This window comes from Pandoraea anapnoica, from assembly GCF_902459765.1.
Classification (GTDB): domain Bacteria; phylum Pseudomonadota; class Gammaproteobacteria; order Burkholderiales; family Burkholderiaceae; genus Pandoraea; species Pandoraea anapnoica.
On record NZ_CABPSP010000004.1, the window covers coordinates 51,932 to 77,677 of the forward strand.

18 protein-coding genes are annotated in these 25,746 nt (G+C 63.0%); all 18 read left to right on the forward strand.

What is annotated here, in order from left to right:
* The first annotated feature begins 112 nt into the window (after positions 1–112).
* The 18 genes from PAN31117_RS08440 to PAN31117_RS08525 all read left to right on the forward strand — a co-directional run bounded on the left by PAN31117_RS08440 (position 113) and on the right by PAN31117_RS08525 (position 25,648).
* Complete coding sequence (locus PAN31117_RS08440) at positions 113–688, forward strand: Pvc16 family protein (protein WP_150737799.1); 576 nt, start codon at positions 113–115, stop codon at positions 686–688.
* A 14-nt stretch (positions 689–702) separates the two neighbouring features.
* Positions 703–1,635 carry a hypothetical protein gene (locus tag PAN31117_RS08445; protein ID WP_150737800.1) on the forward strand — a complete coding sequence of 311 codons (933 nt, stop codon included), beginning with the start codon at positions 703–705 and terminating at the stop codon, positions 1,633–1,635.
* Between the two features lie 22 nt (positions 1,636–1,657).
* Positions 1,658–3,388, forward strand: coding sequence for a phage tail sheath family protein (locus PAN31117_RS08450; RefSeq protein ID WP_150737801.1), 1,731 nt, complete (start codon positions 1,658–1,660; stop codon positions 3,386–3,388).
* A 127-nt stretch (positions 3,389–3,515) separates the two neighbouring features.
* Complete coding sequence (locus PAN31117_RS08455; RefSeq protein ID WP_039398341.1) at positions 3,516–3,974, forward strand: phage tail protein; 459 nt, start codon at positions 3,516–3,518, stop codon at positions 3,972–3,974.
* Between the two features lie 142 nt (positions 3,975–4,116).
* Positions 4,117–4,581 (forward strand): phage tail protein, encoded by a 465-nt coding sequence (locus PAN31117_RS08460; RefSeq protein WP_150737802.1) that lies wholly within the window; start codon positions 4,117–4,119, stop codon positions 4,579–4,581.
* 31 nt (positions 4,582–4,612) lie between these two features.
* The gene (locus PAN31117_RS08465) at positions 4,613–4,807 is read left to right on the forward strand and encodes a DUF5908 family protein (RefSeq protein ID WP_150737803.1); all 195 of its coding nucleotides are present in this window, start codon (positions 4,613–4,615) and stop codon (positions 4,805–4,807) included.
* 3 nt (positions 4,808–4,810) lie between these two features.
* Positions 4,811–5,494: a CIS tube protein gene (locus PAN31117_RS08470; RefSeq protein WP_150574167.1), complete on the forward strand. Its 684-nt coding sequence runs from the start codon at positions 4,811–4,813 to the stop codon at positions 5,492–5,494.
* Positions 5,495–5,498: 4 nt separating this feature from the next.
* On the forward strand, positions 5,499–7,289 hold the full coding sequence (gene vgrG, locus PAN31117_RS08475; RefSeq protein ID WP_150737804.1) for a type VI secretion system tip protein VgrG: 1,791 nt from the start codon (positions 5,499–5,501) through the stop codon (positions 7,287–7,289).
* A 49-nt stretch (positions 7,290–7,338) separates the two neighbouring features.
* Positions 7,339–7,635 carry a PAAR domain-containing protein gene (locus PAN31117_RS08480; RefSeq protein ID WP_246184387.1) on the forward strand — a complete coding sequence of 99 codons (297 nt, stop codon included), beginning with the start codon at positions 7,339–7,341 and terminating at the stop codon, positions 7,633–7,635.
* Positions 7,636–7,650: 15 nt separating this feature from the next.
* Positions 7,651–8,094, forward strand: coding sequence for a GPW/gp25 family protein (locus tag PAN31117_RS08485; protein ID WP_150737805.1), 444 nt, complete (start codon positions 7,651–7,653; stop codon positions 8,092–8,094).
* Positions 8,095–8,154: 60 nt separating this feature from the next.
* The gene (locus PAN31117_RS08490; RefSeq protein ID WP_150737806.1) at positions 8,155–12,000 is read left to right on the forward strand and encodes a baseplate J/gp47 family protein; all 3,846 of its coding nucleotides are present in this window, start codon (positions 8,155–8,157) and stop codon (positions 11,998–12,000) included.
* Positions 11,972–12,820: a hypothetical protein gene (locus tag PAN31117_RS08495; RefSeq protein ID WP_150737807.1), complete on the forward strand. Its 849-nt coding sequence runs from the start codon at positions 11,972–11,974 to the stop codon at positions 12,818–12,820. The genes PAN31117_RS08490 and PAN31117_RS08495 overlap by 29 nt, the downstream gene beginning before the upstream one ends.
* The gene (locus tag PAN31117_RS08500) at positions 12,817–13,167 is read left to right on the forward strand and encodes a hypothetical protein (protein ID WP_150737808.1); all 351 of its coding nucleotides are present in this window, start codon (positions 12,817–12,819) and stop codon (positions 13,165–13,167) included. The genes PAN31117_RS08495 and PAN31117_RS08500 overlap by 4 nt, the downstream gene beginning before the upstream one ends.
* The gene (locus tag PAN31117_RS08505) at positions 13,164–15,752 is read left to right on the forward strand and encodes a baseplate wedge protein (protein WP_150737809.1); all 2,589 of its coding nucleotides are present in this window, start codon (positions 13,164–13,166) and stop codon (positions 15,750–15,752) included. The genes PAN31117_RS08500 and PAN31117_RS08505 overlap by 4 nt, the downstream gene beginning before the upstream one ends.
* Positions 15,753–15,754: 2 nt before the next feature.
* Positions 15,755–19,762, forward strand: a complete 4,008-nt coding sequence (locus tag PAN31117_RS08510; protein ID WP_150737810.1) for a contractile injection system tape measure protein — start codon at positions 15,755–15,757, stop codon at positions 19,760–19,762.
* Positions 19,759–21,132 carry an ATP-binding protein gene (locus PAN31117_RS08515; RefSeq protein ID WP_150737811.1) on the forward strand — a complete coding sequence of 458 codons (1,374 nt, stop codon included), beginning with the start codon at positions 19,759–19,761 and terminating at the stop codon, positions 21,130–21,132. Before PAN31117_RS08510 ends, PAN31117_RS08515 begins: the two co-directional genes overlap by 4 nt.
* A 40-nt stretch (positions 21,133–21,172) precedes the next feature.
* Positions 21,173–24,220, forward strand: a complete 3,048-nt coding sequence (locus PAN31117_RS08520; RefSeq protein WP_150737812.1) for a hypothetical protein — start codon at positions 21,173–21,175, stop codon at positions 24,218–24,220.
* A gap of 222 nt (positions 24,221–24,442) precedes the next feature.
* Positions 24,443–25,648 carry a GGDEF domain-containing protein gene (locus tag PAN31117_RS08525; RefSeq protein WP_150737813.1) on the forward strand — a complete coding sequence of 402 codons (1,206 nt, stop codon included), beginning with the start codon at positions 24,443–24,445 and terminating at the stop codon, positions 25,646–25,648.
* Positions 25,649–25,746 lie beyond the last annotated feature (98 nt).

Below are 25,746 nucleotides of genomic sequence, written 5' to 3' on the forward strand. Positions count from 1 at the left end.
GTTTCGCCATACGACACGATGTAAGAAATTTTGCGACACGCCAGTTCCAGTAGTCGAAAGTGTTGTACCGAATCAGATTTTGCAACCGCATTGCGAAAGGGTATCGGGGACCATGATTAACGCTGCTGTGGAGCACCTTGCGGGGCGGCTCAACGAACACTTAAAACAGACGTATACGCTCGACGGCGATATCGTGACGATGTCCGGTCTTGTCGACGTTAACGGTCAGGCTGTCGCCAACACCAGCAACCGTCTGGTCGTGATGCTCACGCACATCGAGCGCGACTCCGGCCCGGTACGTAAGGGTATTCCGGGCGATGCGGGCGCATCGAGCCTGTCGCTCGGCGTGGCGCCGTTGTATCTCAATCTCTATGTGATGGTGGCGGCCAATTTCACCGGCGGCCATTACCAGGATTCGCTCAAGCTGATCTCGGCAGCCATCGCATTCTTCCAGCGCAATCCCGTATTCGATCATCGCTCGTCGCCGTCTCTCGATCCGCGTATCGACCGGCTGATGCTCGAGATCGAGAATCTGGATATCCGCGAACTCAGCAACCTCTGGACGATGCTCGGCGGCAAATATTTGCCATCCGTGTTGTACAAGGTTCGCCTGATGGCGCCGGATACCGGCGACATTACCGGCACCGTGCCGACCGTGCGTGCGCCGGTCCCCGCGATTAGTCACTAAGCGGAATCGAAGGCATGCCTACGTCTGCTTCCACGCCGGTGGTGCCAGGCTATACACGCCTGTTTGCCATCGAGGTCACCCACGCCTACTGGACGGTGCCGCACCTGTGGCTTCGCCATGAGGCTACGCATGACACTGCCCAGTGGGTGCGCCGTCGCGACCTGCTCGTGCGCCCGCATCGTCAGGGCGTGGCCGTGTTCTGCGCATCGGACCGCCGAGATGTTTTGCTCGATGGCCTCCGGCGCGGCGACGCAGTGGCGACCTTCAAGTGGTACGCGCAGGACACCGCATTTTCCCTTTACACGTCGCCGACACGCGCCGCCGCGCAGCAAGGCGCGTCGGTGTATTTCGTCACCAGCGAAGCGAGCGTGCCCGTCAAGGGACAGACGTTGGCACGTCGGCTGCATGCGCAACCTTATGTCGACGCAAGCGATGGCGTGTCTGTCGATATGCCATCGCTCACGCCGTATCTCGAACGCAGCGATCGCGTGAATCCGCCGGTGCTGGTGGTGCAAATCGACCTGGCCGATCAGGTGACGGGCGGCGGGCCGGGAGGCGTGGACTACGTGGCGAATTTCGCCGCGCGCGAGAGTTGCTGGCGCTACTACTACGTGTGTGCTGAAGGAGACGTAGGGGCAGACGCGCTGAACATCGTCGATCTGGACGATAAGGTGAGTTTTGTCACGGCAGGTCGCGAGGCACGTCCGGGCGGACGTCACGCCGTGATCTTCGAGAGTGAGCAAGCGATTGCAATGCAGCAGCAATACCCGCAGCGATTTCAGTTGCGGGAACGGGGCCGGTCGGGTGAACGCGTGTTGATCCGGAGACTGCCCAATGCCGACATCGGCAGCCTGACGCAGAAGACGCCGAAGGTGCACAAACCGCAGGACGCTGAACTAGCGGCGCAAAGCCGGGCAGTACCGGTATCCGAGATCTACATCAATTGACATCGATGACCGAGGTGAACATATGGCGCAATACAAAACACCAGGCGTATACGTAGTCGAGCAAAACGCGTTTCCCAATTCCGTGGTCGAAGTCGCCACGGCCGTGCCTGCCTTCATCGGCTACACGCAGTTCGCCGATAACAAGGGCACGCCCCTGGCCGGTACGCCGTGGCGTATCAGCTCGATGGCCGAGTTCCTCATGTACTTCGGCGGTCCGCCGCAGACGACTTACTCGCTCGACGCGGTGGCCGAAGCGACGGCACCGGCCAAGCCTGCGGCCGATGCTGCGGCCGGTGATGCTGCCGCTGCGCCCGCCGGTGGCGATGCTGCCGCCACGCCGCCCGCACGTCCCGTCGTCACCGATCTCTTCATCGGTGCACAGGGTGCACGCAAGCCGTTCAAGTTCACGCCGCAAGGCATCGAATACCTGCTGTACTACAGCATGCTGTTCTTCTTCCAGAACGGCGGTGGCCCGTGCTACATCGTGTCGGTCGGCACGTACGACGGCGGCAGCGTCAGCTCCGACGACCTGATCAAGGGCATTCAGTCGCTCGTGAAGGAGCAGGAACCGACGATGGTGCTCGTGCCCGATGCGGTGCGTCTGTCGCGTCAGGACTGTGCCTCGGTGCAGAAGGAGATGCTCATGCACTGCGGTTACACAATGCGTAACCGCTTTGCGATTCTCGACGTGTTCGGCGGTGCGTGGGACCGTCAGGCGCCGGGCGGCGATTGCATTACCGACTTCCGCGACGACGTCGGTTCCTCCTTCCTCGACTTCGGCGCGGGCTACTACCCGTGGGTCAACACGTCGATCGTGACGGAGAAGGATCTCGACTTCACCAAGCTCTCCAACCTCAACCAGCTTCAGACGTTGATCACCGCCGAGCTCGATTCGGTGCTCAATCCTCCGGCGCCCGTATCACCGGCCGCACAAGCGAAGGCCGCACAGGTCAAGACCGTTCTGGCGAAGCTCACGGGCGGAGATGCCGCGAAGACGGATGCCGCACCGGCCGCCGAGGGGGACGCAGCCGCAGCTGCCCCCGCCAACGCGGACGCCACGGCCGCCGCCAAGCCCCCGGTCATGACGAAGGCTGCCATCGCCGATCTGCACAAGACGCTGAGCGTCATCAGCACGGTCTATGTGCAGGTGCTTCAGTCGCTTCAGAAGAAGATCAACCTGATGCCGCCCGCCGCTGGCATGGCTGGTCTTTACACGCTCGTCGACAACACGCGCGGCGTGTGGAAGGCCCCGGCCAATATCAGCCTGAACGGCGTAGTGTCGCCGTGCGTGAACATCTCGAATGCCGATCAGGAAGACCTGAACGTGCCGACCTCCGGCAAGTCCGTCAATGCCATTCGCAGCTTCATCGGCGAAGGCGTGATGGTCTGGGGCGCACGTACGCTCGATGGCAACAGTCTCGACTGGCGCTACCTGAGCGTGCGCCGCACGATGATCATGATCGAAGAGTCGCTGCGCCTCGCGTGCAAGGCCTACGTGTTCGAGCCGAACACGGCCAATACGTGGGTGACGATCAAGAGCATGGTGCGCAACTTCCTGACCAGCGTGTGGAAACGCGGCGGGCTGGCGGGTGCAAGCCCGGACGATGCCTTCCAGGTCTTCGTGGGTCTGGGCGAGACGATGACCGGCGAGGACATTCTCGAAGGCATGCTCAAGGTGACGGTGCTGGTGGCGGTGAGTCGTCCGGCCGAATTCATCGAGTTGACGTTCCAGCAGCAGATGCAGAAGTCCTGAGCACGCTCGGGCGCGATCCGCTAGGCCGGACGATAGCTGCCGCGCTACAGGAACATCGACAGGCGTCGATACGAAGCGCGAGCGTGGCCCGGCATTTTCCGCATGCAATCAATAGACGAGGTGTGTGATGGCAGACGATGGTTCGAAACAATCCACCACGGTTTGGCCCCTTCCCAAGTTCTACTTTCAGGTGAAGTGGGATTCGCAGGTCATGTCGTTTCAGGAAGTGAGCGGCCTGGACGTGCAGTCCGAAGAAATCAAATACCGTCATGGCGATAGCCCCGAGTTCTCCGTGATCAAGATGCCGGGCATGAAGAAGTACGGCAACGTGACCATGAAGAAGGGCGTGTTCAAGTCCGATAACAAGTTCTGGGACTGGTTCAACCAGATCAAGATGAACACGATCAAGCGGGTGCCGGTGACGATCAGCCTGCTCGACGAAGCGGGCAAGCCGACGATGGTCTGGACGCTCGCCAACGCGTGGCCGACCAAGATCACGGGCACCGATCTGAAGTCCGAAGGCAACGAAGTCGCCATCGAGACCATCGAGATCGTGCACGAAGGGTTGACCATCGCCAATAGCTGACGTGCGCGTGCCGCACTGGTGCGCCCGCCTCGCGGGCCGCCAGCGCTGGCCGCCGTCGTGCTTTTCCGGGGTATGCGTTCGATTCTGCTCGTCCCCATTTTCTCGATTGTCCCTGCTGTTCCGATTACCACGCGTCTGCGCTATGCCTTCATCGCCGTTCGATCCCTATCCACCGTCAGCCTTTCATTTCCGCGTGATGTTCGCGTCCACCGCCGGCGCGATGGATGCTTCGTTTCGCGACGTGTCGGGTATCGCGACGGAACTCGATACGGAAGCGGTGCCCGAGGGCGGCGAGAACCGCTTTGTGCATACGCTGCCGAAGGGCGTCAAGCATCCGCATCTGGAGCTCAAACGGGGCATCGCTTCGATGACGTCGCCCTTGGTGATGTGGTGCCGTTCGGTGTTCGAGGGCGAGTTCGTCGTGCCGATCCGTCCGCAGTCGCTAATGGTGCAACTGCTCGACGAATTGCACCTGCCGATTCGCATCTGGACGTTCGCGAACGCTTTTCCGGTGAAGTGGGAAATCGAGAGTTTCGGTTCGACGAAAAACGAAGTGGCCATCGAGAAGATCGTACTGAGCTACACCTACTCGAACCGCATGGCGTAAAGACAAGAAGCGCACACAAGGGGATTCACCGATGCCAATCGAAATCGGTCATCTGAGCATCAAGTCGACGGTGGTACAGCGTGCGTCCGACACCGCCGGTGCACTCACGGCGCCGATCGACGAGCCGGGCGTGTCGCGCAGCTTCGACGAACAGGCGCGAGCCGATTTGCTCGCCGAATGCCGTTCGCTGGTGCTCGATCTGCTCGAACGGGCGAAGGAGCGTTAAGCCGTGGCAACCAGTCTCACCCGCCGCAAGTTCAGCATTGCACCGTGCACGGTGTCGAGCGGCCAGATTGCCGTAGACAACAGCCGCACGCCGTTCGAAGCGCTGATCAACCCGGTCGGCTACAAGCGCAAACTGAGCATCGAGTACAACAAGAAGCAGACGCTCGGACAGCCGAGCGCAACGCCGCGCTTTAGCGCTGTGCGACCGGAGACCATCAGCATCGACAATCTGGTGCTCGACGGTACCGGCGTGGTGGATGGCACCGACTCGCGCAGCGTAAAGGACATGATCGACGCCATGCTGGCGGTGATCTACAAGTACGACGGCAAGAAGCACGAACCGAATTACGTGCGTCTGTTGTGGGGCACGTTCATTTTCTTTGGACGTGTCGAATCCATCGGACTCGACTACACGATGTTCAAGCCCACCGGCGAGCCGCTGCGCGCCCGTGTGTCGCTGGGTATCGTCGGCTGGGTGAGCGCCACCGAGAGTTCGCTGCGTGCGAATCTCAGCTCACCGGACCTGAGTCACCTCGTGGAAGTCACGGCGGGCGACACGCTGCCGCTGCTGTGCAACCGCATCTATAACGATCCCTCGTATTACCGCGAAGTCGCGCGCATCAACAATCTGACCGGCTTCCGCAAGTTGGAGCCGGGCATGATGCTACGCTTCCCGCCGCTCGTCTAACGCTATGGCCGACTCTCCCGCACTCAATACCAGCGGCGTGCTCAAGCTGACGATCACCAGCAATGGCGCGCCCCTCGCCGACACGATCCGCGTGATTTCGGTCGATATCGAACGCGCCGTCGGGCGCATATGTCAGGCGCGCATCGAGATCCTCGACGGCGATATGCCCGACAACGACTTCCCAGTCAGCGACATGGACACGTTCGCGCCCGGCGCGGCCATCGTGATCAGCGCTGGCTACGGATCGAATGCCACACAGATTTTCGATGGCGTGCTGATCCGCCACAGCATCCGCATCACGAGTGGCAACGAAGCAAGGCTCGTGCTGGAATGCCGTCACAAGGCCGTGAAGATGACGATTGGCAGTTACAACGCCAACTACATCGACATGAAGGACAGCGACATCATCAGTCAGTTGATCGACAAGGCAGGCGCAACGTCCGACGTCGCCGCGACCACCACCCAGCACAAGGAAATCGTGCAGTTCTACAGCACGGACTGGGACTTTATGCTGCTGCGCGCAGAGGCGAACGGTGCGCTGGTCATTGCCGACGATGACGGCAAGATCACGGTGAAAGCGCCGCAAACCAGCGCAGCCGCCGTGTTGAAAGTGACCTATGGCATGGATCTCATGTCGTTCTCGGCCGACATCGATGCGCGCACGCAGTTGCAGAGCGTCGTGGCAGCTGCGTGGGATCCGTCCACGCAGGCGATGGTGCAGCAAACGGCGGGGACGGCGTCGCTCTACGAGCAGGGCAACCTGAGCGCGTCGACGCTGGCGAGCGTCGCAGGGCCAGCCACGTTCCGTCTGCAATCGACGGTGCCGGTGCCATCCGACGATCTCAAATCCTGGAGCGACGCGACGCAAATGCGCGCGGCACTCGCCCGTATTCGCGGACACATGTCGTTTCAGGGCAGCGCATTGGCCAAACCCGGCACGATGATCGAGGTAGAGGGCGTGGGCAAACGCTTCAGCGGTAGCGTCTTCGTGAGCGCCGTGCAGCATCGAATTGCCGATGGCAACTGGATATCCGACGTAGATTTCGGCATGTCGCCGGAGCGATTCTCCGAGCGCCGGGGCGCGGGAGATGTCATGGCGTCGGGCCTTGTGCCGGGTGTCGGCGGCTTGCAGATTGGCGTCGTCATGAAGCTCGACGCCGACCCCGAGAGCCAGTACCGGATTCAGGTCGCGGTGCAGGTGCTGCAGGCCGAGACGGTCGGTGTCTGGGCACGGCTCGCGAGCTTCTACGGTTCGTCGGGCGTTGGCGCGTTTTTCATCCCCGAGATCGGCGACGAAGTCATTCTGGGGTATCTCAACGGCGACCCGTCTTATCCCGTAGTGCTGGGTAGCGTCTACAGCAGTCAGCACAAGATGCCTTACGAACTGACCGCCGAGAACTTCACTAAGGCGCTCTGGACGAAGGGGCTGCTCAAGGTCATCTTCGACGACGACAAGAAGGTCATCACGCTCATCACGCCGCAAATGAACACGATCGAGATGAGCGACGACGCCAAGTCGATCTGCCTGACCGATCAGAACGACAACAAGATCCAGATGACGCCGGACGGCATCACGCTCGACAGCCCCAAGGACATCGTCATCAACGCGAAGGGCAAGGTGAGCATCAGCGCGGTGGGGAATATCGAGCAGACCGCGCAGGCCGACCTCAAGAGTCAGGCGCTCAACATCACCAGTACTGCGAACGTCGGCTTCACTGCCAAGGGATCGGCCACGGCCGAGCTTTCGGCCAGCGGCCAGACGACGGTCAAGGGCGCGCTGGTGATGATCAACTGACCCGCACGCCACGCGTCGGGAATACGACAGAGGAGACAACGACATGCCGATGGCCGCCAGATTGACCGATATGCATACCTGCCCGATGCAGACACCTGCCGTGCCTGCGCCGATCCCGCACGTCGGCGGCCCAATCATCGGTCCGTGCGTGCCCACGGTGCTGGTCGGCAAGCTACCTGCCGCCGTGGTGACGGATAACTGTGTCTGCGTCGGTCCGCCGGACAGCATCGTCATGGGCTCGACGACTGTGATGATCGGCGGGAAACCGGCGGCACGCGTGGGAGACACGTGCGCTCACGGCGGCGCGATCGTGATGGGATGTCCGACTGTGATGATCGGCGGCTGAGCGCGGGAGGCACGTTTGAGCACAGATAAATCGTTTCTCGGCACCGGCTGGGCGTTTCCGCCGCGCTTTGGCGACAGCGCGGACAGCGGCCGCACGCAGATGGTCGAAGCCGAGACCGATATTCGCGAGAGCCTCGGCATCATCCTGTCCACGGTGCCGGGCGAGCGCATCATGCAGCCCACGTTCGGCTGCGGGATCAAGGCGTACGTCTTCGAAGAAATCAGCGAAAGCGTGATGACCGAGATGCGCGACGCCATCGACCGGGCGATTCTGTTCTTCGAGCCCCGCGTCACGGTGGAGCGTATCGAGATTGACGCGTCGAACGCGATGGAAGGGCGCGTCGACGTGCTGATCGACTACACGGTGCGCGGCACAAACACCCGCAGCAACATGGTCTACCCGTTCTATTTCCTCGAAGGCACCAATGTGCCGACGGTGCAGATTGAGCCGCAGCGGTAACCCGGTCCGGTGTCCCGATAACAAGGAACGTCACGACCAGCGCAACGACAACACGAAACGATGCACAACCTCATCATTCGAGATGGCACCAGTCAGGCGATGCGGGCGCTGCCCGCGTTGCAGGACGGGTATTTTCATCTCGACGAGATGACGTTTCACGATCTGCTCGATGTCGTGGTCGAGTTCGCGGCGCTGGTGCGCTTTCACAACGCCGAGGACAAGCCTGAGGGCGATTGGTCGCCATTCTTTCGCGCGGATGAAACCGTCGTCATGAGTCGCATTCTGGCGTTCGATTTGTCGCGCGAGACGGAGAGGTTTGCGCAGTGGTGGCGCGACACCCCGGAATATGACGGCGTGCGCGGCAACGGCGCAGGCGTTCGCGCGATGATCGGCGCCTCCCCGGTCCCGGAGCTCGTCGTCACGCTCAACGGCTGGTATGTGGCGCTATCGCAAGCGCAGACGGACAACGGACTGGCACTGCGCACGGTGCTTCGGGCGGTCATCATGCAACTGAGCCGACGGGCTTCGGGCGTGCCGCATGTGATCGAATCGATGTCGCTGCGCGAGCCGCTCGATGCCGTCTGGACCGAAGCGGAGCACTTGCCGCATGCCCCCATGGCCACCACGGTTACGCCTGAACCTGACACCGTGCTGGGCAAAGCCGACGTGCGCGCAGATTTTCACGCGTACATGAAAGCCATCGAAATGGTGCGCAAAGAGGCGTTGGCCCGCTTGCCTGCGTCGCTCCAAAGCGGTAATCACGATCCGGCCATCGGTTTGCTGATCGCGTTCGTCAAACAGTTCGAGAAGCTCCAGAACAAGCTCAACGGGTACACGCAGAAATTCATCGATTTCTACTATGAACGCATGCTCGGCAGCGCGCCGCGCGGCGTGGTGCCCGATCGCACATGGCTGGTATTGCGTCGCAATCCCGACGCCAGGGATGTCGTGGTCCCCGCAGGGACGGCATTTCCTGCCGGGATCGACGCGCATGGCCACGACATCATCTACGAATCGGAAGACGAACTGCGTGTGAGCGGTGCGCGCGTGACTCGCGTGCAGACGCTGTATCTCGACCACAACGGCTACAGCATGCCGGAGAACCTGCTGCCGGAGGATCCGGAAAACGGTGCGACGGGTCGTAAGTGGCCCACGGCGGCGTGGTTCGAAGACGTTCCATGTGGGCCACCCGGCGTGGAGCATCCGCAAGCCTGGCCGGTGCTCGGCGCGCCGAAGCCCGGCGCAGGTATCAGCCCGCATCGCGCCGCGCGTGTCGGTTTTGCGCTGGCCAGCAAGGTGCTGTTGCTCAAGGAAGGCGAGCGCGTCATCAGGCTGACGATTACGTTTGCCGATGAGCGGCTGGTCACGCAACTCGGGCATATCGCCGACGCCGTATTCAATACGCCGGTCGAAGGCGCTGCCCTGAGCGTTGACGATGCCGAGCGAGGGCGAGAGACGGCGAACGATAGCCATCTGCGCCGTCAGGATCTTTACCTCAAGATTCTGCGCAGCTTGTTTTCCGTTTCGCTGACGGGAGAGAAGGGGTGGATCGATATTGCGGGCTACGTACCGGGACTGCTGGGCAACCAAATGACGCTCAGCTTCGTGCTTGCACCGGAGGCACCATCGGTGGTGCGATATTCGCCGGTGCTGCATGGTGAGAATTTCGACGTCGACACGCCGCTCGTGCGCTGCGTCATCAATCCCGGCGCGTATCTGTTCCCGTATGGTTTGCTGCGCAATCTGCCTGTGACCGGCGCGCAAATCGACGTCGACGCGCACGGTTGTCGCGATCTGGTGCTTTATAACAACATCGGCCAGCTTAGCGCGGCAACACCTTTTGCACCGTTCGGGCCGCTGCCGCGACTGGGCAGTTATCTGGTGGTGGGCAGCACGGAAATGGCGTCCAAGCGCATTACGCGGTTCGGTCTTCGTATCGAGTGGGCGGACCTGCCGCGCGTGACTGGTGGCTTCGGTACGTGGTACGACGGGTACGACGTGCGTCTGGCGAACGAAGACTACGTGGCGTCGGTCGAAGTGCTGGCCAAGGGCGGATGGCTGCCATCTGGGGATGCACCACGCCCCGTCGTGCCGCTCTTTCACACGCGGGTTACGCCCGGCAAGGGCGAGCGCATCGACAACGTCATCGTGTGGGAGGCAGGTTCGCTCGCGCATCTCTTCGAGCCGGACGAGGGCGTCAGTCCCGCCCATCCGCTCACGTGGGGCCCGGGGGCGAAGAACGGATTCTTCAGGTTCACGTTTGCCGCGCCCGCATTCGCTTTCGGGCACGAAGCGTACCCGCAGGTGTTGTCATCGACGATGCTCGCCAACTCACGCAAGCGTATGTGGCGCAAACAGCGCCCGATGCCACGTGCGCCCTACACGCCCATCGTCAACACCATCTCCTTCGACTACAGCGCGACGGGTGAAATCAGCGTCGACCGGATTGCGAATCGGGATGAAGACGGCCGCTTCCTGCATCTGTTCCCTTCCGGCTGGGAATCGCTCGACATGACGAGCTATCCCGCCCCCGAGCTACTCCCACGCTTCGAAGATGCAGGCAACCTGTACATCGGCATCGATGCGAACGACCTTGGCGACACGCTGACGTTGCTGTTCCAGCTTCGCGAAGACTCCCGCCCGGTAACGGGGTCCGTGGACGACGCCAGTGACGACGTACGACCGACGGGCTTGCGCTGGAGCTACCTCAGCAGCAACGTCTGGAAGCCGCTCGCGCTTCGCGACGTCCTCACGGACGGTACGCACAAGCTCATGACCTCGGGGATCGTGACGTTGCGTGTGCCGGACGATATCGGCAATCGCAACACCGTCATGCCCGACGGGCTGTACTGGCTGCGCGTGAGCGCCGACCGAGATATGGATAAGTATTGCAGCTTGTACGCAGTGCACGCGCAAGCCGTTCAGATCCGGCGCGGGGCAGACGTGCCACCGGAGGTGCCGATGGTCCTGCCAGCGGGCACGATTGCGCGCAGCCGACGTCCGCTGCCGGGCATCGTGTCCGTCGTGCAACCGCTGCCGTCTTGCGGCGGCCGGGCACAGGAGACACGCGAACAGATGCGTACGCGTGTGAGCGAACGGTTGCGCCACAAGCAGCGTGCGGTCACGCCTGCCGACTTCGAATCGATGATTCTCGAGGCGTTTGCCGAAGTCTTCAAAGTGAAGTGCTTCGCGAACCTGTCGACCCGGCACGGTCCGGTCGATTGCGTCCGCCCGGGGCAAGCGCTCGTGGTGCCGCTGCCGTACTGGCCTGCCACGAAGGACGGCGAGCAGATGCCGATGCTCGACGGCAATGTCGTCCAGCAGATCGCCGAGTTTGCGAATGCGTTGTCGTCGCCCTGGGCGAGTGTTTCCGTCGAGAACCCGGTCTACGAACGCATTCAGGTGCGCTGCAAGGTGCGCTTCGCCGATCGCGCGGGCAACGGTCATTACCTCGCGCTGCTCAACGCGGCGATCTCGCGCTACCTCACGCCGTGGCAGGACGACGTGGGCTACCGCACGCACTTCGGGTGGTGCATCCGGCAACACGATCTCGAAGCGTACATCGGCGCGTTGCCCTATGTGCAGTACGTCTCGGGGTTTTCGATGCTGCGCATCGCGACGGTGGCCACGGACCCCGACACGACGGCGGCGGCAGGCACCGATATGCAGACCTTCACGCTGTTCGACACTGCTCGGCGCTCGGGCGATGCTGCGGGTCCGCAGACGGACATCGTTCCGCTGTATCCGTGGAGCATTGCGATCCCGGTGGCGCATCACGCCATCGAAGCGGTGGACGACGACAGGGATTACGAGGGCGTGCCGACCACGCTCAGTCAGTTGGAAATCGGCACCACCTTCATCATTTCGGATGACGACCATGAACGGAAAACCGATCGCCCGGCGTAACCGGGACACTTTGCGGCGTAAGTTCGGCAACGGAGAGATGCCGTCGGCCACGGCATTCTCCGAACTGATCGACTCCATGCTCAACATCGTGGACGAGGGGTTCGACAAGACCCCGGTCGATGGCCTGAAGGTCTCCCAGCTCAATCAGGGCAAGTTGCTGAGCTTCTATCAGAACATCGACCTGAAGAGCCCCATCTGGACGATCCAGCTTGACAGCGAGGCGGGCGGACTGGCTTTCGGCAACCCGGACAACCCCAACGCGCTCACATTGCGACAGTTGGGCAAGAAGCCTGCGCGCGACGCAGTATCGGGGGCGCCTCATGGGCAGGGCGCGCAGGGAGCGCCCGCGGCCGTACCCACGTTCGAACTGGACGTGGCCGGACGCGTGGTTGCCGACGGACGTCGCGGACGCCCGGGTGCGCGCAGCGTGCAGGCCGACGGCAAGTGGCACGACATCACCGACCCGCTCACGGGATGTCAGGCGTTCGAGATCACCGCCGGTGTCGGCAAGCGCGGCAGCGGCAAGTTCGCGCTGATGCACGCCTACGCGGTGATGGCGTACAACGGCAAAGGGGATATCGACTATCGCCAGTCTCATTTCGGCAGCAAATGCAATCGTCTTCAACTGCAATGGGTCGATGCACCCGACGGCGCGAAGCATAGCTATGTCCTGCAAATGCGTGTCGGCTGTCCGTACGACTCGACGCGGGATGCCGCCGGTGCGCCCAAGACATGGGTGACGTATTACCTCACCACGCTGTGGTTCGATCCCGACATGACGGGCAGCGCCACCGACCCGGAACCCAAGGGGGCGCAATGACCCACGAGAACGCGCGTGCCACGCCCGCGACGGTGGACATCGTCATCGGCACCGACGACGCGCAACTGCTGATGGCCGCGCTGGGCGAGCTGCCGTTCAAACGGGTTTTCGAGCTGATCGGTGCGTTGAACCGCCAGGCCAACGCCGTCGCCCCGGGCGCGCCGGTTGTCTGTGCGCTCGACGCGTCGGCCTTCTCGCTGATCGTCGAAGCATTGGGGCATCTCCCGTATCACCGCGTGCATGGGCTGATCGACGACCTGAAGGCGCAACTGCATGCAGCTAGGCATGCGTTTGGCAACGCGGCGACAAGTAGTTCTGGCCGTATGCCGGGGGCGAAGATGCAATGAACGCGCCGGAGTCCATTGCCCGCTTTGCACCCGATCCTCAGGGGCTCGATTTCGATGCGCTACGCCGCGCCGGGATTGCGACGTTGCAGGCGCTGTGCGGCGATCGCTGGACCGATTACAACCTGCACGACCCGGGTGTCACGATCCTCGAACAGCTGTGCTACGCGATCACCGAACTCGGATACCGCTCGGACTTTCCGCCCGAAGACTACCTGACCGACGCCGACGGACAGATCGATTACCGGCATCACGCGCTGCATCCGGCCGACGAGATTTTTCCGAGCGAAGTCCTGACGTTCGAGGACTATCGCAAGGTGCTTTACGACACGATCCCCGAGCTGGAGGACGTCTGGCTGACGCGTGACGAACGCCCGGCGAGCACTGGCCAGCCCGCGCACGGCTTGTGTCGCATCGCCATCAAATTGAACGATGCGTTGCACGATAGTGCCGACACTGCGTCGCTCGCGCAGATCGAGACCGCCGTTTGTCTGCGGGTGCGGGAAGTCTTTCACGCGCATCGGAATCTGGGGGAAGACCTGTCGGACGTGAGCGTCGTGCCGGTTCAGCCGGTGTATCTGAGCGGCGATATTCAGATTCACAGCGAGCGCGACCCGGCGTCCATCTTTGCGGACGTCTTCTTCCAATGTGCGCGTGCCGTACATTCGGGATTTCGCATCGACCGTTATGTGAAAGCATTCGAGGCTGGTGTGACGCTCGACACGCTGTTTGCCGGACCCCGGACGGTGCACGGATACGTCTCCAGCACGGGCGCGCAGGCGCAGGGTGCGCCGGTTGCGGTGGCGCGTCTCGTCGGACTGGTGCAAGCGGTGGACGGCGTGGCGCACGTGCAACGCCTGGCGCTGTGTACCGCCGATGGAACACCTGTGAGCGGCGACAGTTTGACGGGGGCGTCCGGCACGGTATTGCGTCTGCGGTTTCCCGGCGACGCGCAGAGCAACTTCTTGCGACTGCATTTCGCCAGCGGGGCGCTCGGGAGTGGCGCGCATGCGTTGACGTCTGCCAGCGATCATCGACGTGAGGAAAAGTCGCGGGTCGTACTCGACGACGCCCGCGTGGCCCTCGCCAAGGCACGCTTCGAGTTCGATACGCTGCGTAATACGAAGCAGTCGTTGGCGACTGTTGTGCCCGCACCGACGGGCGCATCGCGCGAATTGCGCGAGTACTTCTCGATTCAGCATCAGTTTCCGGCGATCTACGGCATCAACCGTTTCGGGGTGCCGCCCACGGCCCCGCTGGAGAACCGTGTCAGTGCGCACCAGTTGAAGGCTTATCTGTATCTGGCCGAGCAGCTGATGGCGAACTATCTGGAGAACCTGCAATCGGTTGGCCGCATGTTCTCGGTCGACACGCTGTACGAGACCTATTTTTCGCAGCGAATCGACAACGAGGCGTTGCCGGACATCGAAGCGTTCTATACGGATGCACCGGACGCCATCCGCAGCCAACTGGCCCGGATCGTCTCGCGCAAGGACCGCGCGGAAGACCGTCGCAGCCGGTTGCTCGACGTGCTGCTGGCGATGTACGGCGAGACGTACTCCCAGAAGTCCCTGCGTCGATTCGACGATTATCAGGACGCGCACGGCGCGCGCTGGCTGATCGATAACAAACTGGATTTTCTGCGTCACATTGCGACGCTCTCGCGCGACCGCGCGTCGGCGTTCGATATCACGGCGGCCGACGTGCGGGCCGACGGACGGCCCAACGTGGCGGGCGTGCACGCGAAGATATCGATCCTGCTGGGTTTGCCTGCCGAGCCACCAAGTGTGCCTCTGAGCGACGCGCTAAATCGTTGGCACTTGCGGTTGCAGGGGGATCACGCGGCGACGAAGGAGAGCTACGAATTCGCGGCGGCGCGTCTGATCGTACTCAAGTCTCAGGGCACGCCGGCGGTGCGTCCTGCCGGAGCGCACGCGCAGCCCGGCGACACGTTGCCCGGCGGCCTGCTCGTGCATGGCGTGCGCCTGGAGAATTTCATCCTCCGACAGCACGACGACGCGGTGCACGTCCATTTCCGCACGCACGACGCGCGCCTTGGCGGCGACTCGCCCGGCGAAGTCCTGCTGGCGCGTTTTCATGGCGACGACGCGGTGACTTACGCCGGACGATATGTCGAAATTCTGCGCGAATTTCTCTGCGCGCTGAATCAGGCATCCGAGGGCTTCTATCTGGTCGAGCATGTGCTGTTGCGGCCCAGGAGCATCGGTGCGACGCAAGACGGTACGACGGCGGAATCGGACGCGCAGGCGCGCGAGGCCGAGTCGTTTTTCAACGCGCGGATCAGCGTCGTCTTCCCGGCGTGGACATCGCGATTTAGTGATCCCGACTTCCGCCAGTTGGCGCAGGAGACGGTGTGCCGCAATCTGCCCGCGCATCTGCTGCCGGAGTTTCACTGGATGGATTACGTCTCCATGCGTGACTTCGAGCATCGATACGGACTCTGGCGTGCAAGGTTGCGCGAGCGGGAAACGGCAGCGACACCGGACCGGCTTGACGCCGCGAGCGCCAGCTTGCGGGCGTTGCTGATGCGACGCCGTCGCGCGCACGGCCTGACGTTGTGGGTGTAGCCATGGCCTACCGGCATCGGATCCGCTCGCTCGATTTCGATCTGACCTTTGCGTCGGGCAGCATGGCGATGTCGCAAGGCGAACCGCTGCGAGCGCTGGTTGTCGACCAGTTGCTGCCGGTGGTGGCGTCGGTGTTCGACGAAGCAATCGACGATGGTGCGGCGGCAGACATCTACCGTATCGATCGGCTCGATGTCGATCTTGGTGAGGTGTACGCCGAGGACCTGCCCGAGACGTTGGCCGAGCGGCTGGCGCAAGCGTTGGTGGACGTGCTCGTCATGCGTCGGAACGCAGGTGTGGCCGAGAATGGCGGGGAAGGCGAGGGTGTCGGCGGTAGCGGCGATAGTGACTCGGGTGTTGCGCAAATGTTGTTGGACAGTGATGGCGCTTCCGTGTGGCCTAAGGCGGCGTCGACACCTCATGTCAGCAAGTTCGCGACAGCCGCCGCTGCGGACGCGGCCGAGTTGATAGCGTTTCTGGCGTCCGGCCAATCGGGGAACCCAGGGGGGGCGCCAGCATTCGTGCAGGCCCGACCTGACGATGCGTCGCGCCGGGACGAACGAATGCGTCGAGACACCGACGCTGTGGCGGCCGACGGCGTCGGAGGACTTCTGGCGCGCGTGCTGGCGGGCGACATACAGGCCGTCCGGCAACAAATCCGGGCGAGCGCCTCGCCGGACACACTCATCCAGCGGCTGACGAAGCAGTTTCCGGCGAACGACGTCGAAGCACTTCTTCGCGCGTTACGTCCGGCAGAGGCGTCCGGGTGGTTGCGACAACTTGATGCGCTTGATCACTTGCTTACGCGCGTCGGTTGGAATGCGGCACAGCGCACCAAGGCGCAAACGGCCGCCCGCACCCGGTTGCTCACAATGGGCCTGTTTCCGCCGGATGCTGGTCTGCGAGAAATGCCTTGGCACGACATATGGCAAGCGGTGCTGTCGATTGCGCAGGTGCGGGGACCGGCGCGCGACGCGTTTGATTTGGTCACGAAGGTTCGACAACTCGGGCGAGGCGACGAGGCGCGCACGGGTGCGATGGACGCTGCGAGGACGGGCGAGGTATCTCAAGCGGGTTTGGCACGTTCACCGATGATCGATGCGTTGCACCGCGTTTCCGAAACGAGAGTGAATGGGCACGTGAACGAGGGCGGTACGCCTACGCGTCGTTCGGAAGGTGCGGCGAGCATGGCAGTCGAACGTCCCGACGTGATTACCCATGCGGGCCTGAAGGCATTGCTGGCCGTGGCCCTGATGCGTGCGCAGGCGAAGACGCTTTACGGTGTCTGGACGACCTTGGTGGCCGACGACGCGGACACTTTACGAGAAGCGCTGCGTCACTATCTGGCTGTCTCCGATCTGCGCGAGCAAATCGCACTGACGTTTCCGGTGTCGATGCTTGAGGACATGTTGACGGTTATGCTGACGGAGCGCTCTGCAGCGACGCAAAGTTCAGCGCCGCAGAGGCGCACACAAGCCGAAGATTACGGCGTCGGCGCCCGTCCGCGGAGCATCCAAAAGGACGCCAGTCGAACGTGGGCGTGGCGTAAGGCGTGGACTCACGACATCGCTGCGATATTGGGTATCTTCGAGTCGGATGTGCCGCACGCCGCCGTGGGAGACCCGGCGGATCGATCGCACGCATCAACGCGCGGCGGGAATCGCCTCGCTGACGGCGATCAGCGTGCCGACGATGGTTCGCCACTGGTGAGCGTCGATGCCGGTAGTATCAGACTCGCGCATAGAAGCATTGTCGGCGAGCCGATGCCGGCCGAACCCGTAGTGCCACCATCTGTACCAGACGCGCAGCCATCCATAGGCGACTTCGACGTGCATGCGCCGGCGACGAGCCGCCGTGAGAGGCTTATCCAGGCGCTGTTGAGCGGTTCGGCTGTGGCGCTTCACGAGGATTGGGCTGGATGGATCGGTGACGAACGCGCAGCGCTTGCGTCCGTCTGGCGTCATTACGCGACGTACGACACGGTGTTGATGCGCGTCGTTGAGGGCTTTCCAGAGGCGATGCTTGTGGATCTCGCAACGGTGACGGTGCCGTCCGCAGCGGCCGTTTGGGAGGCGTTTTCGGGGCTTTCCGTCGATCGACTGGTTGATGCAGATCAAGCGTCGGCGCGCGCCATTGAGCGTCTGCCCGGCGACACGTCTCTCACGCGCGAAAGCTCACCCGGCCGTGCCGCCGCAAGCGGGCACGAGGCTCACGCCGAGCCGACCACACGGTACGTACCGTCACAGACTGAGTTCGATCAGTGGAAGCAGGAAGTCTGGCATGCACTCTTCGCGCAGTTACGTGCCGTCTCGCCGATCGCGTCCATATCTTCCATTTCGTCCGAGCTGTTCGCTGTGCCAGAGGCCGCCGCCCTGAGTCGCGGTCCGTCAGCATGGGTGCGTCGGGCGCTTGATCTGTGGCGTGCAACCGTCACAACCGCGTCGCCAGCACCGGCAGCCGACACCACGGCCCGCCACACATCTAAGGTAGCAATCCAACGTCTCGTCCAGCTTCGTCAACGAGTGAACCCGCAAGGCGGCGACCTGATCGCTCGCTCCTCGTCGTTGTCCGATGCAGAGCGAGTCGACCTGCGGCAAATCGTCACGGAGATATCGTCAGCGCGCGAGTCCGGTCTTGCCGGGATCGCCGCTTACCACTGGCAAGCCGTCCTCGACACGATGATCGCCGTCAGCGAAACGATTCCCGACGCGCACAGAGAAGTGCTTTACCGCTCGATTCTCGACAACGCACCGGACGTCGATGATCTTCCCGCCGAAGCCGCCGAAGCCGCCGAAGCCGCCGAAGCCGCCGAAGCCACTGAGCGCTATTACGCGAGTGTTGCCGCCGGGCTCGTCAGCGGTGCCGTGCTAGACCTTGATCTGTTCGCGGCGTCGGCGATTGCGGAAGTCGCTTCGTCAGCCCAGGACGATCCGGATTTCAATGCACTCGCCCCAATCCCCTCGACATCCCCACGCCGTCCGCCCACCATGCCGGAAGACTTCATCGCCTATCTCACTTCCACGGACTTCCGACAGCGCAAGACGCCGCCTGCCGGTTTCGACATCTGGCTTCGACAGTCGGTTTATTCGGGCGCGCATGGGCTGCGACCGGTCATCGCGATGGCCGCAGAAGACGAGGCGCTGGCCGAGCGCTGGTTGGATCTGATTCCGCAGCCGCTGTGGCCGGGCATCGCGCGGCTGTCGTCCCGGGACACGCCGCAAGTGGCGCAAATGCTGCGCGTCGCCAGCGACATCACGGATCTGTTCGCTACGTCCGTCGAGACGGTCGCACCGGCGAGTTTGCACCGTGCGCGCTGGCGTTTCCTGTTCCCGTGGCTATTCCTGCCGCAGCGTCCGTTCGACGCCCCAACGTTCGCAACATCGCTCGTGGCGCAACTGGCTCGCCACGCGAACGTCGCCGTGCCGCCCGCGCTCGCCTCGCGCGTTCAACAACAAACCGGTATCGATATGCGCACTGCCGACGTCACCGACAAAGCCCACCTCTTGCAAACCCCGCTGATGGTGCCTTACGCCGGGATGGTCCTGACCTGGCCGTTCACGTCTCAGCTCTGGGACACACTCGGCCTGACAAAGGAACACCGCTTCGTCAGCGACGAAGCCGCGGAGCGCGCTGTGTTGCTGCTGCACTACGTCGGCTCTGGCCTTACCGAAGCCCCCGAGCCGCATCTGACGATGCACAAGCTGCTTTGCGGATTGCCGTTCGCTACGCCGGTGGCGCGCCATCTCGACATCACGGACGACGAGTCGAAGATCTGCGACCAGATGCTCGACGTCATCATCCAGTACTGGTCTGCGCTCGGTAACACGTCTCGCGACGGGCTTCGCGGAAGCTTTTTGCAGCGCGAAGGCCGGTTGTCGCTGGCGGAGGATGGCTGGCATTTGAAGGTGAGGCGAGCGCCATACGACATGCTGCTGGATCGCCTGCCGTGGAGCATCGCGACAATTCGTCTGTCCTGGATGGAGCAGACGCTATGGGTGGAGTGGGCATGACCGATTCATTAGATCCCTTCGACCCGTTGGGCGCGAACGCCGCGAGCCTGTCGCGCGAGATCGAATGGTTCGGTGCAGTGCTGGAGACGCGGCTGCACGCGTACTTCATGCATGAAGGCGTGCCGCACGACATTTATGCGCATACACCACCGGATCTGACGGACGATCCCTCGCCATTTGCGCGCGCCTTGCGCGAACACGAACTGGCCGACGATTTCGACGCCCGTATCGTGCTCATGCTCGCGATGCTGCCGCACGTTCGCCCGCAAGCGCTGGATCTGCTGTTCACGCAGAACAAGAACACCGAGCGCCAGTTCACCGAGTTCGGTGGATGGCGCGCTCAGCATCACAACGGTCTGCTGCCGACCGGAGAGACCGCTGCGTTCGTCCTCGCAGGCGACGATTTGAGCCGCCGCTTCGATGTCATGGCACTGTTCGACACGGACCACGTCTTCGCGCGCGCCTCAATTCTGCGACTCGAACGCCGGGCGGACGGCGAACCGGCCCTGGCCGCCGCGTTGCATATCGAGCGCGACTTCCTCGAACGCAGTACATCGGGCCGCGAGCATAAGCCGGACTACAGCGCCGGATTTCCTGCAAAGCGCATCACGACGCAGCACGACTGGCCAGACCTCGTGCTCACGCCGGACGTGATCGAGGAGATCGACCAGATCCGGCAATGGCTCGACGACGGCGAGGGCATCATGCAACGCTGGCAACTCGATCGCATCGTCAAACCCGGCTTCCGGGCCTTGTTCTACGGCCCGCCGGGCACGGGCAAAACGCTCACCGCGACGCTGCTCGGCAAGGCGGCCGGCGTGGATGTGTATCGCATCGACCTGTCGAAGATCGTCTCGAAGTACATCGGCGAGACGGAGAAGAACATGGCGAACGTCTTCGATCAGGCGCAGAACAAGCACTGGATTCTGTTCTTCGACGAAGCCGACGCGCTGTTCGGCAAGCGCACCGAGGGCAGCACCGCCAACGACCGTCACGCCAATCAGGAAGTCGCTTATCTGCTTCAGCGCATCGAGGACTATCCCGGCGTGGTGCTGCTGGCGAGCAACCTGAAAGACAACATCGACGAAGCCTTTGCCCGGCGCTTCCAGAGTGCAATCCATTTCCCCATGCCGGACGAAATTCAGCGGCTCCAACTGTGGCGCAATCTCTTCCCCGCGCGCCGGGGACTATCGGATGAGGTCGATCTGCCCGCGCTCGCAGCCGAACACGTGCTTTCGGGCGGTGCGCTGCTCAACGTGGCGCGGCATGCCGTCATGTGGGCAGAGCGCGACGGCCGTCATGTCGTGACGCAAGGCGACTTGCTGCGCGCGATCCGACGCGAACACATCAAAGAAGGACGCACGATCTGATATGAGCCCTGTCGACTTTCTAAGATGTGCCCGCAGGCGGATGCCGTTACTCGGTGCGCTGGTGCTGGGGCTTGTCATCCAAGGACCGGTCGTCGGCGCCGAGCCGACGTCGGCGAGCACGGCGGGGGCGTCTGCCGCGTCATCTCCCGCTGCCCCCTCCGACCCTGTCGAAGCGACTGCGCCAACCGTCTCCGCACCAGCCTCGCAACCTGTCGCCGTCAAGGGCGCGCCCACGCAAGCCGTCGCGGCCCCCGCCGAAGCGTCGACGGCGAAGTTCTCGCGTATGGCGCCGCCCATCGGCAGCGACGGCAAGCCGATGACGCCCGAGCAGGCATGGCACATCGTAAACACCGTTCAGGTGAAGCCCGAACCGACCTCCGGCCCGGCCACGGTGCTGATTTCGGCAGATGTCGTACGGCATCTCGCGCCCGCCACGCGTCGCGCCATCCAGCAAGCGTTGCTCATCATCTACTCGGAAGACCCGGCCTATCTTCAGGCCTACCGCGAGAGCACGCGGCCCTTGTCCGACAACCTTGTCGGACCGATCACCTTGTCGTGGCTGAATCGATTCTGGCTCGACTTCAAGATGCAGCCTGTCGGTAATCTGACGAGCGCGTCGGTGCAGGCACTGCTGAAGTTCGCGTCGATTGTGCGCGCGCATCCGCAATGGAAGGCCGATCTGGTCGGCGCGGACCTCGGGAAGTGGATCGACGGATTCGAGCCGAAAGAGCAGGCGCGTTACTACCAGATCCGTCTCGCGGGAACGGACGACGAGATCGCCGCCATGTTGTGGCTGTATCACCTCGACACCGACGGCAGCCGTAATGCGGGCCCCGATCCCGACCGCGCGCTGCTCACGATCTACAACTACACGCTTGACGCCGCCGACTTCACGTTGCTGGCGTCGAAGTCGAAGGTCATCGATCACCTTTCCGCCTTGCAGGACAAGGTGTACCTGAACCAGCCGCTGTTCGACGCAGCGGTGCTCGATGCGCTCAAGGACCTGGGCCAACAGGCGCACGCCTATCTGCCGGAAGCGCGTGCGGTCGCGATCACAACGACCTATCAGTTGACGCAGGCCTCGCTTGCGCAGCTTCGCAACGACGCCCGTGTGCCCACGCCGATCATCGATGCCGTCTCCGGGTTGACGGAAGAATATGCGAGTCAGGCGGACTTCAACGAAGCGATTCTCGACGCCACGGTCGACATCAAAACCCCGGTCGACCCTTATGTCCCCGAGATCGTGCGGGCGGCGCAATCGCAAACCACTTATGTGCTGACGGCACAGGCGCTTGCGGAGCTGGCATCTAGCCGACGCAACGAGTCGGTGCCACCGGTCATCCTCGACATGCTCAAGGGGTTGCAGGGATTGCAATATCCCCAATTGTGGTTGTTCGACCGGGCTGTGATGGCGCGTTTGCGCGAGGGCGTGGGCGCGTGCCCCACAGGCATCCCGGGCAGCGTGGCCGACGCACGCAAAGTCTCCGCCGAACAGATGCAGCAGTTGTCGGCGGTCCTGCGCGATCCCGCGCTGTTCGCGCAACTCGAAGCGCTGTGGCGCAAGGGCGCATGCAGCAACGTCGACACTTTGTCGCTGCCGCAACTGATGCAGGCGCTGTACGACCGGTTCCGCCCGTCGCTGGTCGCTACCGCGCGCAAGAAGCCCGCGTTCGACCCCAACAAGCAGGTCAGTTGGGACGGCAACGGCTGCGGGTGCGTGCTGGACCGTCTGGATGGAGAGGTGTACGGCTTCTTCCCGTTCTGGATGGCCGGGCCGAAGCAGAACGTCGACTTCAGCACGCTCTCGCGCATTGGCTACTACGGGGCGACCTTCGACGATACCGGACGTCTGGTACAAGCCAACTACGGCAGTAGCTTCGTGGATCTGGCGCAGACGTCGGTGTCGCTGCCCGGAGATTTCGTGTCCGTCGCCCAGCGCCATCAGAGCAACGTACAGTGGGTCATTCAGCGCAACGACTGGCGCTCGTGGGCCCGGCTCGACAAGGACCGTAAGGTCGCCGTGCTCAATCGCCTGAGCGACGACATTGTGCGGCTGCTCTCGACCGGGTTGAAAAACTGGACCGCCGCCGTCTCGAATCACCTCCCATTCGGCGCGCGCTTTGCGCCGACCAACGGCAGCGGCGTGGTGCTGTTCTTCGACGGCTATCCGGAAGACCCGGTGTCGGTGCAGGCCTTCAACCAATTCGTGGATCAGTTGCGCAGCCGATTGCGCAAGGCAAGGGCGGGGGATCGCATCGACGTCATGCTGCGGCACGACCGCGTCGGACATGGCGTCTACAGTTATACGAACCTCATGCAGTTGGTGACGGACAGCGACAAAAACGCCGTGACAGACCTGCTGGCCCGTGTCGAGCGCGACCAGAAGCGTCGGCCGAACTTTCTGGTGCTGCTCGACGAGCCAACCACCGATTCGAAGAAGGCGTTGCGCGAATCGGTCGAAGCCGGGCTACACGGAGAGGCGCGCATGACGGTGCTGCGCCAGATCGTGCCCGTTATCACGTTCGACAACGACAACTGGCAGCAACTCCAGGACGACATCGTCTATGCGCAGGACAATTTTGGCGGGATCGGTTTCTGGCCGATGCCGCTGAGCGCCGCCGGCACGACGCAAAAGACCGATCCGGCGATGCCTACGGTCGACTCGCTGGTCCCCAAGGCGATGGAGGGCGTGCAGGCCTGTACGTTGACGCGCAGCATCAGTGAGTGCATCGCGGATCACTATCAGGATCCGCCCGGCGCACAATCGTCCGCCGTATGCAAGACGGTCTGCGAGAACCTCTACGCGTTCCGGCTGGCGACAAAGCTCGTGCTGCTGTTGCTGATCGGGTGCGGCGTGGCGTACTACGTATCGTGCCGCTGGCGGGAGTGGATGGCGCGCTACCATCACGCACCTGCGCTGGTCGTGGCCGCTGTATGGATGCTGCTGGGGCTGGCGTTGCTGTTCTGCGATCCGTTCCTGCGATGGCTCGCGCGCGGCTACATGATCCCGATTTTCCTGGTGCTGTTCATCATCGCGGTGATCGCCTGGTACCAGTACCAGCTCAAAGCGCGCGACGATCAGCCGTAATCTGTCATGATCAGTCCACTTTGACGGTAAACGAACGAAACAAGACGGGCCGCGCCGTTCGTAAAACGACGTGGGCCCGTCACCGATTTCAGCTATGCTGGCGACTAAACAAGCCGAAAGACGGGGTCATCGCGGGGATGACCATAGAGGGGGGCCGTACAGCACGCACCGCCCATAGCCCGTTCCGGCGATATACGAAACAAAATACTTCGCCAGGCCTACATGTCTATCCCGGCAACCTTCATCAGCATCGCGATCCTCTCGTGTGTCATGAGCGTGGCGGTTCTCGGCTCGCTGTATCAGGCGCACGTGCCAGGGGTTCGCTTGTGGAGCGTGGCCAGCGGACTGCTGGCCGTGACGTCCGCGCTGTTGCTCTCCGGCACATCGGATATCGTCGTGGCGACGTCGAGTAGCCTGCTGATGATTGCCTCGCTGCTCGGGGTACAAGGTTTCCGTCAGTTTCTGAATACGCGCACCGATTACGCGTGGGAATACGTGGCGATCGCCGCGATCCTCGGTCTGCTGATGTACTGGACGTTTGTGTCCCCGCACGTCGATGCCCGCAGCGCAATGATCTCGGGCGTCATCGCCTACGTCCGCTTTAACATTGGCTGGATGGTGCTGCGGTACCGTCCCCCGGGTCGGCCTAAGTACGCGTATTACTTCGTCTCGGTGGCTGCAACGCTCGGAGCGGTCGTGCACGGGGTTCGATCGATTGCCTACGCCCTGGGCCTCGCCCATGAAACGGTATTCCTTGAGCCGACACCCTTGAACGTGCTCTTCCTCGGCATGGCGACGCTCACGCTCCCGAGTCTGTCGGTCGGCATGGTTCTGCTGGCGCACGACCGGCTCGCCGACCGGATGGAGCGGCTTGCCACCTACGACGATCTGACCGGCGTGCTGGCGCGCCGCGCCTTCATTGCACGCGCCGAAACGGTTGCCCTGCAAAGCGGGATGGGGCGCATGCCGCTGTCCGTTGCCATTCTCGATATCGACAACTTCAAGAGCGTGAACGACCGGTATGGGCACGCCGCCGGGGATTGTGCGCTGGCGCACGTCGCGTCGCTGATCTCACGCTCCATCCGGGCCGACGACGTCGTCGGGCGCATTGGCGGGGAAGAGTTCGCCTTGCTGCTGCCGCACGTCACGAAAGAAGAAGCGGGCCGCCTCGTCGACCGGTTGCGCGACATTGTGGCCACTTCGGGTTCCTGCGTCCCGAACCGGGATGTGGTGCCCACGCTCAGTGCAGGCGTGGACGAGTTCGGCGCGGGCGACACCCTGGCGACCGTGATGGCCCGAGCCGACGCTGCGCTCTATGCGGCAAAGGCAAACGGCCGGAACTGCGTCGTGGTCGTGCCGGACACGGAAGTGCGTCCGGCCGAGGGCTGGGACCGGCGCGCTGACGCTGGCAAGGCGGCCACAGGCTGATGGAGGCCCGCTCGGGCCGCCGCCATTTTGGGCACTAATACCATCAGGTGATATTCCGGCATCCCCCGGGTCGACTAGTCTTTCGTCGGGTTGCACAG

Excerpts from the sequence above, each read along its gene's own strand:
- PAN31117_RS08515 (WP_150737811.1), top strand. The coding sequence starts at position 19,759 with ATGACCGATTCATTAGATCCCTTCGACCCGTTGGGCGCGAACGCCGCG.
- PAN31117_RS08465 (WP_150737803.1), top strand. The coding sequence starts at position 4,613 with ATGCCAATCGAAATCGGTCATCTGAGCATCAAGTCGACGGTGGTACAG.
- PAN31117_RS08500 (WP_150737808.1), top strand. The coding sequence starts at position 12,817 with ATGACCCACGAGAACGCGCGTGCCACGCCCGCGACGGTGGACATCGTC.
- PAN31117_RS08510 (WP_150737810.1), top strand. The coding sequence starts at position 15,755 with ATGGCCTACCGGCATCGGATCCGCTCGCTCGATTTCGATCTGACCTTT.
- PAN31117_RS08495 (WP_150737807.1), top strand. The coding sequence starts at position 11,972 with ATGAACGGAAAACCGATCGCCCGGCGTAACCGGGACACTTTGCGGCGT.
- PAN31117_RS08520 (WP_150737812.1), top strand. The coding sequence starts at position 21,173 with ATGCCGTTACTCGGTGCGCTGGTGCTGGGGCTTGTCATCCAAGGACCG.
- PAN31117_RS08525 (WP_150737813.1), top strand. The coding sequence starts at position 24,443 with ATGTCTATCCCGGCAACCTTCATCAGCATCGCGATCCTCTCGTGTGTC.
- PAN31117_RS08455 (WP_039398341.1), top strand. The coding sequence starts at position 3,516 with ATGGCAGACGATGGTTCGAAACAATCCACCACGGTTTGGCCCCTTCCC.
- PAN31117_RS08445 (WP_150737800.1), top strand. The coding sequence starts at position 703 with ATGCCTACGTCTGCTTCCACGCCGGTGGTGCCAGGCTATACACGCCTG.
- PAN31117_RS08480 (WP_246184387.1), top strand. The coding sequence starts at position 7,339 with ATGGCCGCCAGATTGACCGATATGCATACCTGCCCGATGCAGACACCT.
- PAN31117_RS08490 (WP_150737806.1), top strand. The coding sequence starts at position 8,155 with ATGCACAACCTCATCATTCGAGATGGCACCAGTCAGGCGATGCGGGCG.
- PAN31117_RS08450 (WP_150737801.1), top strand. The coding sequence starts at position 1,658 with ATGGCGCAATACAAAACACCAGGCGTATACGTAGTCGAGCAAAACGCG.
- PAN31117_RS08460 (WP_150737802.1), top strand. The coding sequence starts at position 4,117 with ATGCCTTCATCGCCGTTCGATCCCTATCCACCGTCAGCCTTTCATTTC.
- PAN31117_RS08505 (WP_150737809.1), top strand. The coding sequence starts at position 13,164 with ATGAACGCGCCGGAGTCCATTGCCCGCTTTGCACCCGATCCTCAGGGG.
- vgrG (WP_150737804.1), top strand. The coding sequence starts at position 5,499 with ATGGCCGACTCTCCCGCACTCAATACCAGCGGCGTGCTCAAGCTGACG.
- PAN31117_RS08440 (WP_150737799.1), top strand. The coding sequence starts at position 113 with ATGATTAACGCTGCTGTGGAGCACCTTGCGGGGCGGCTCAACGAACAC.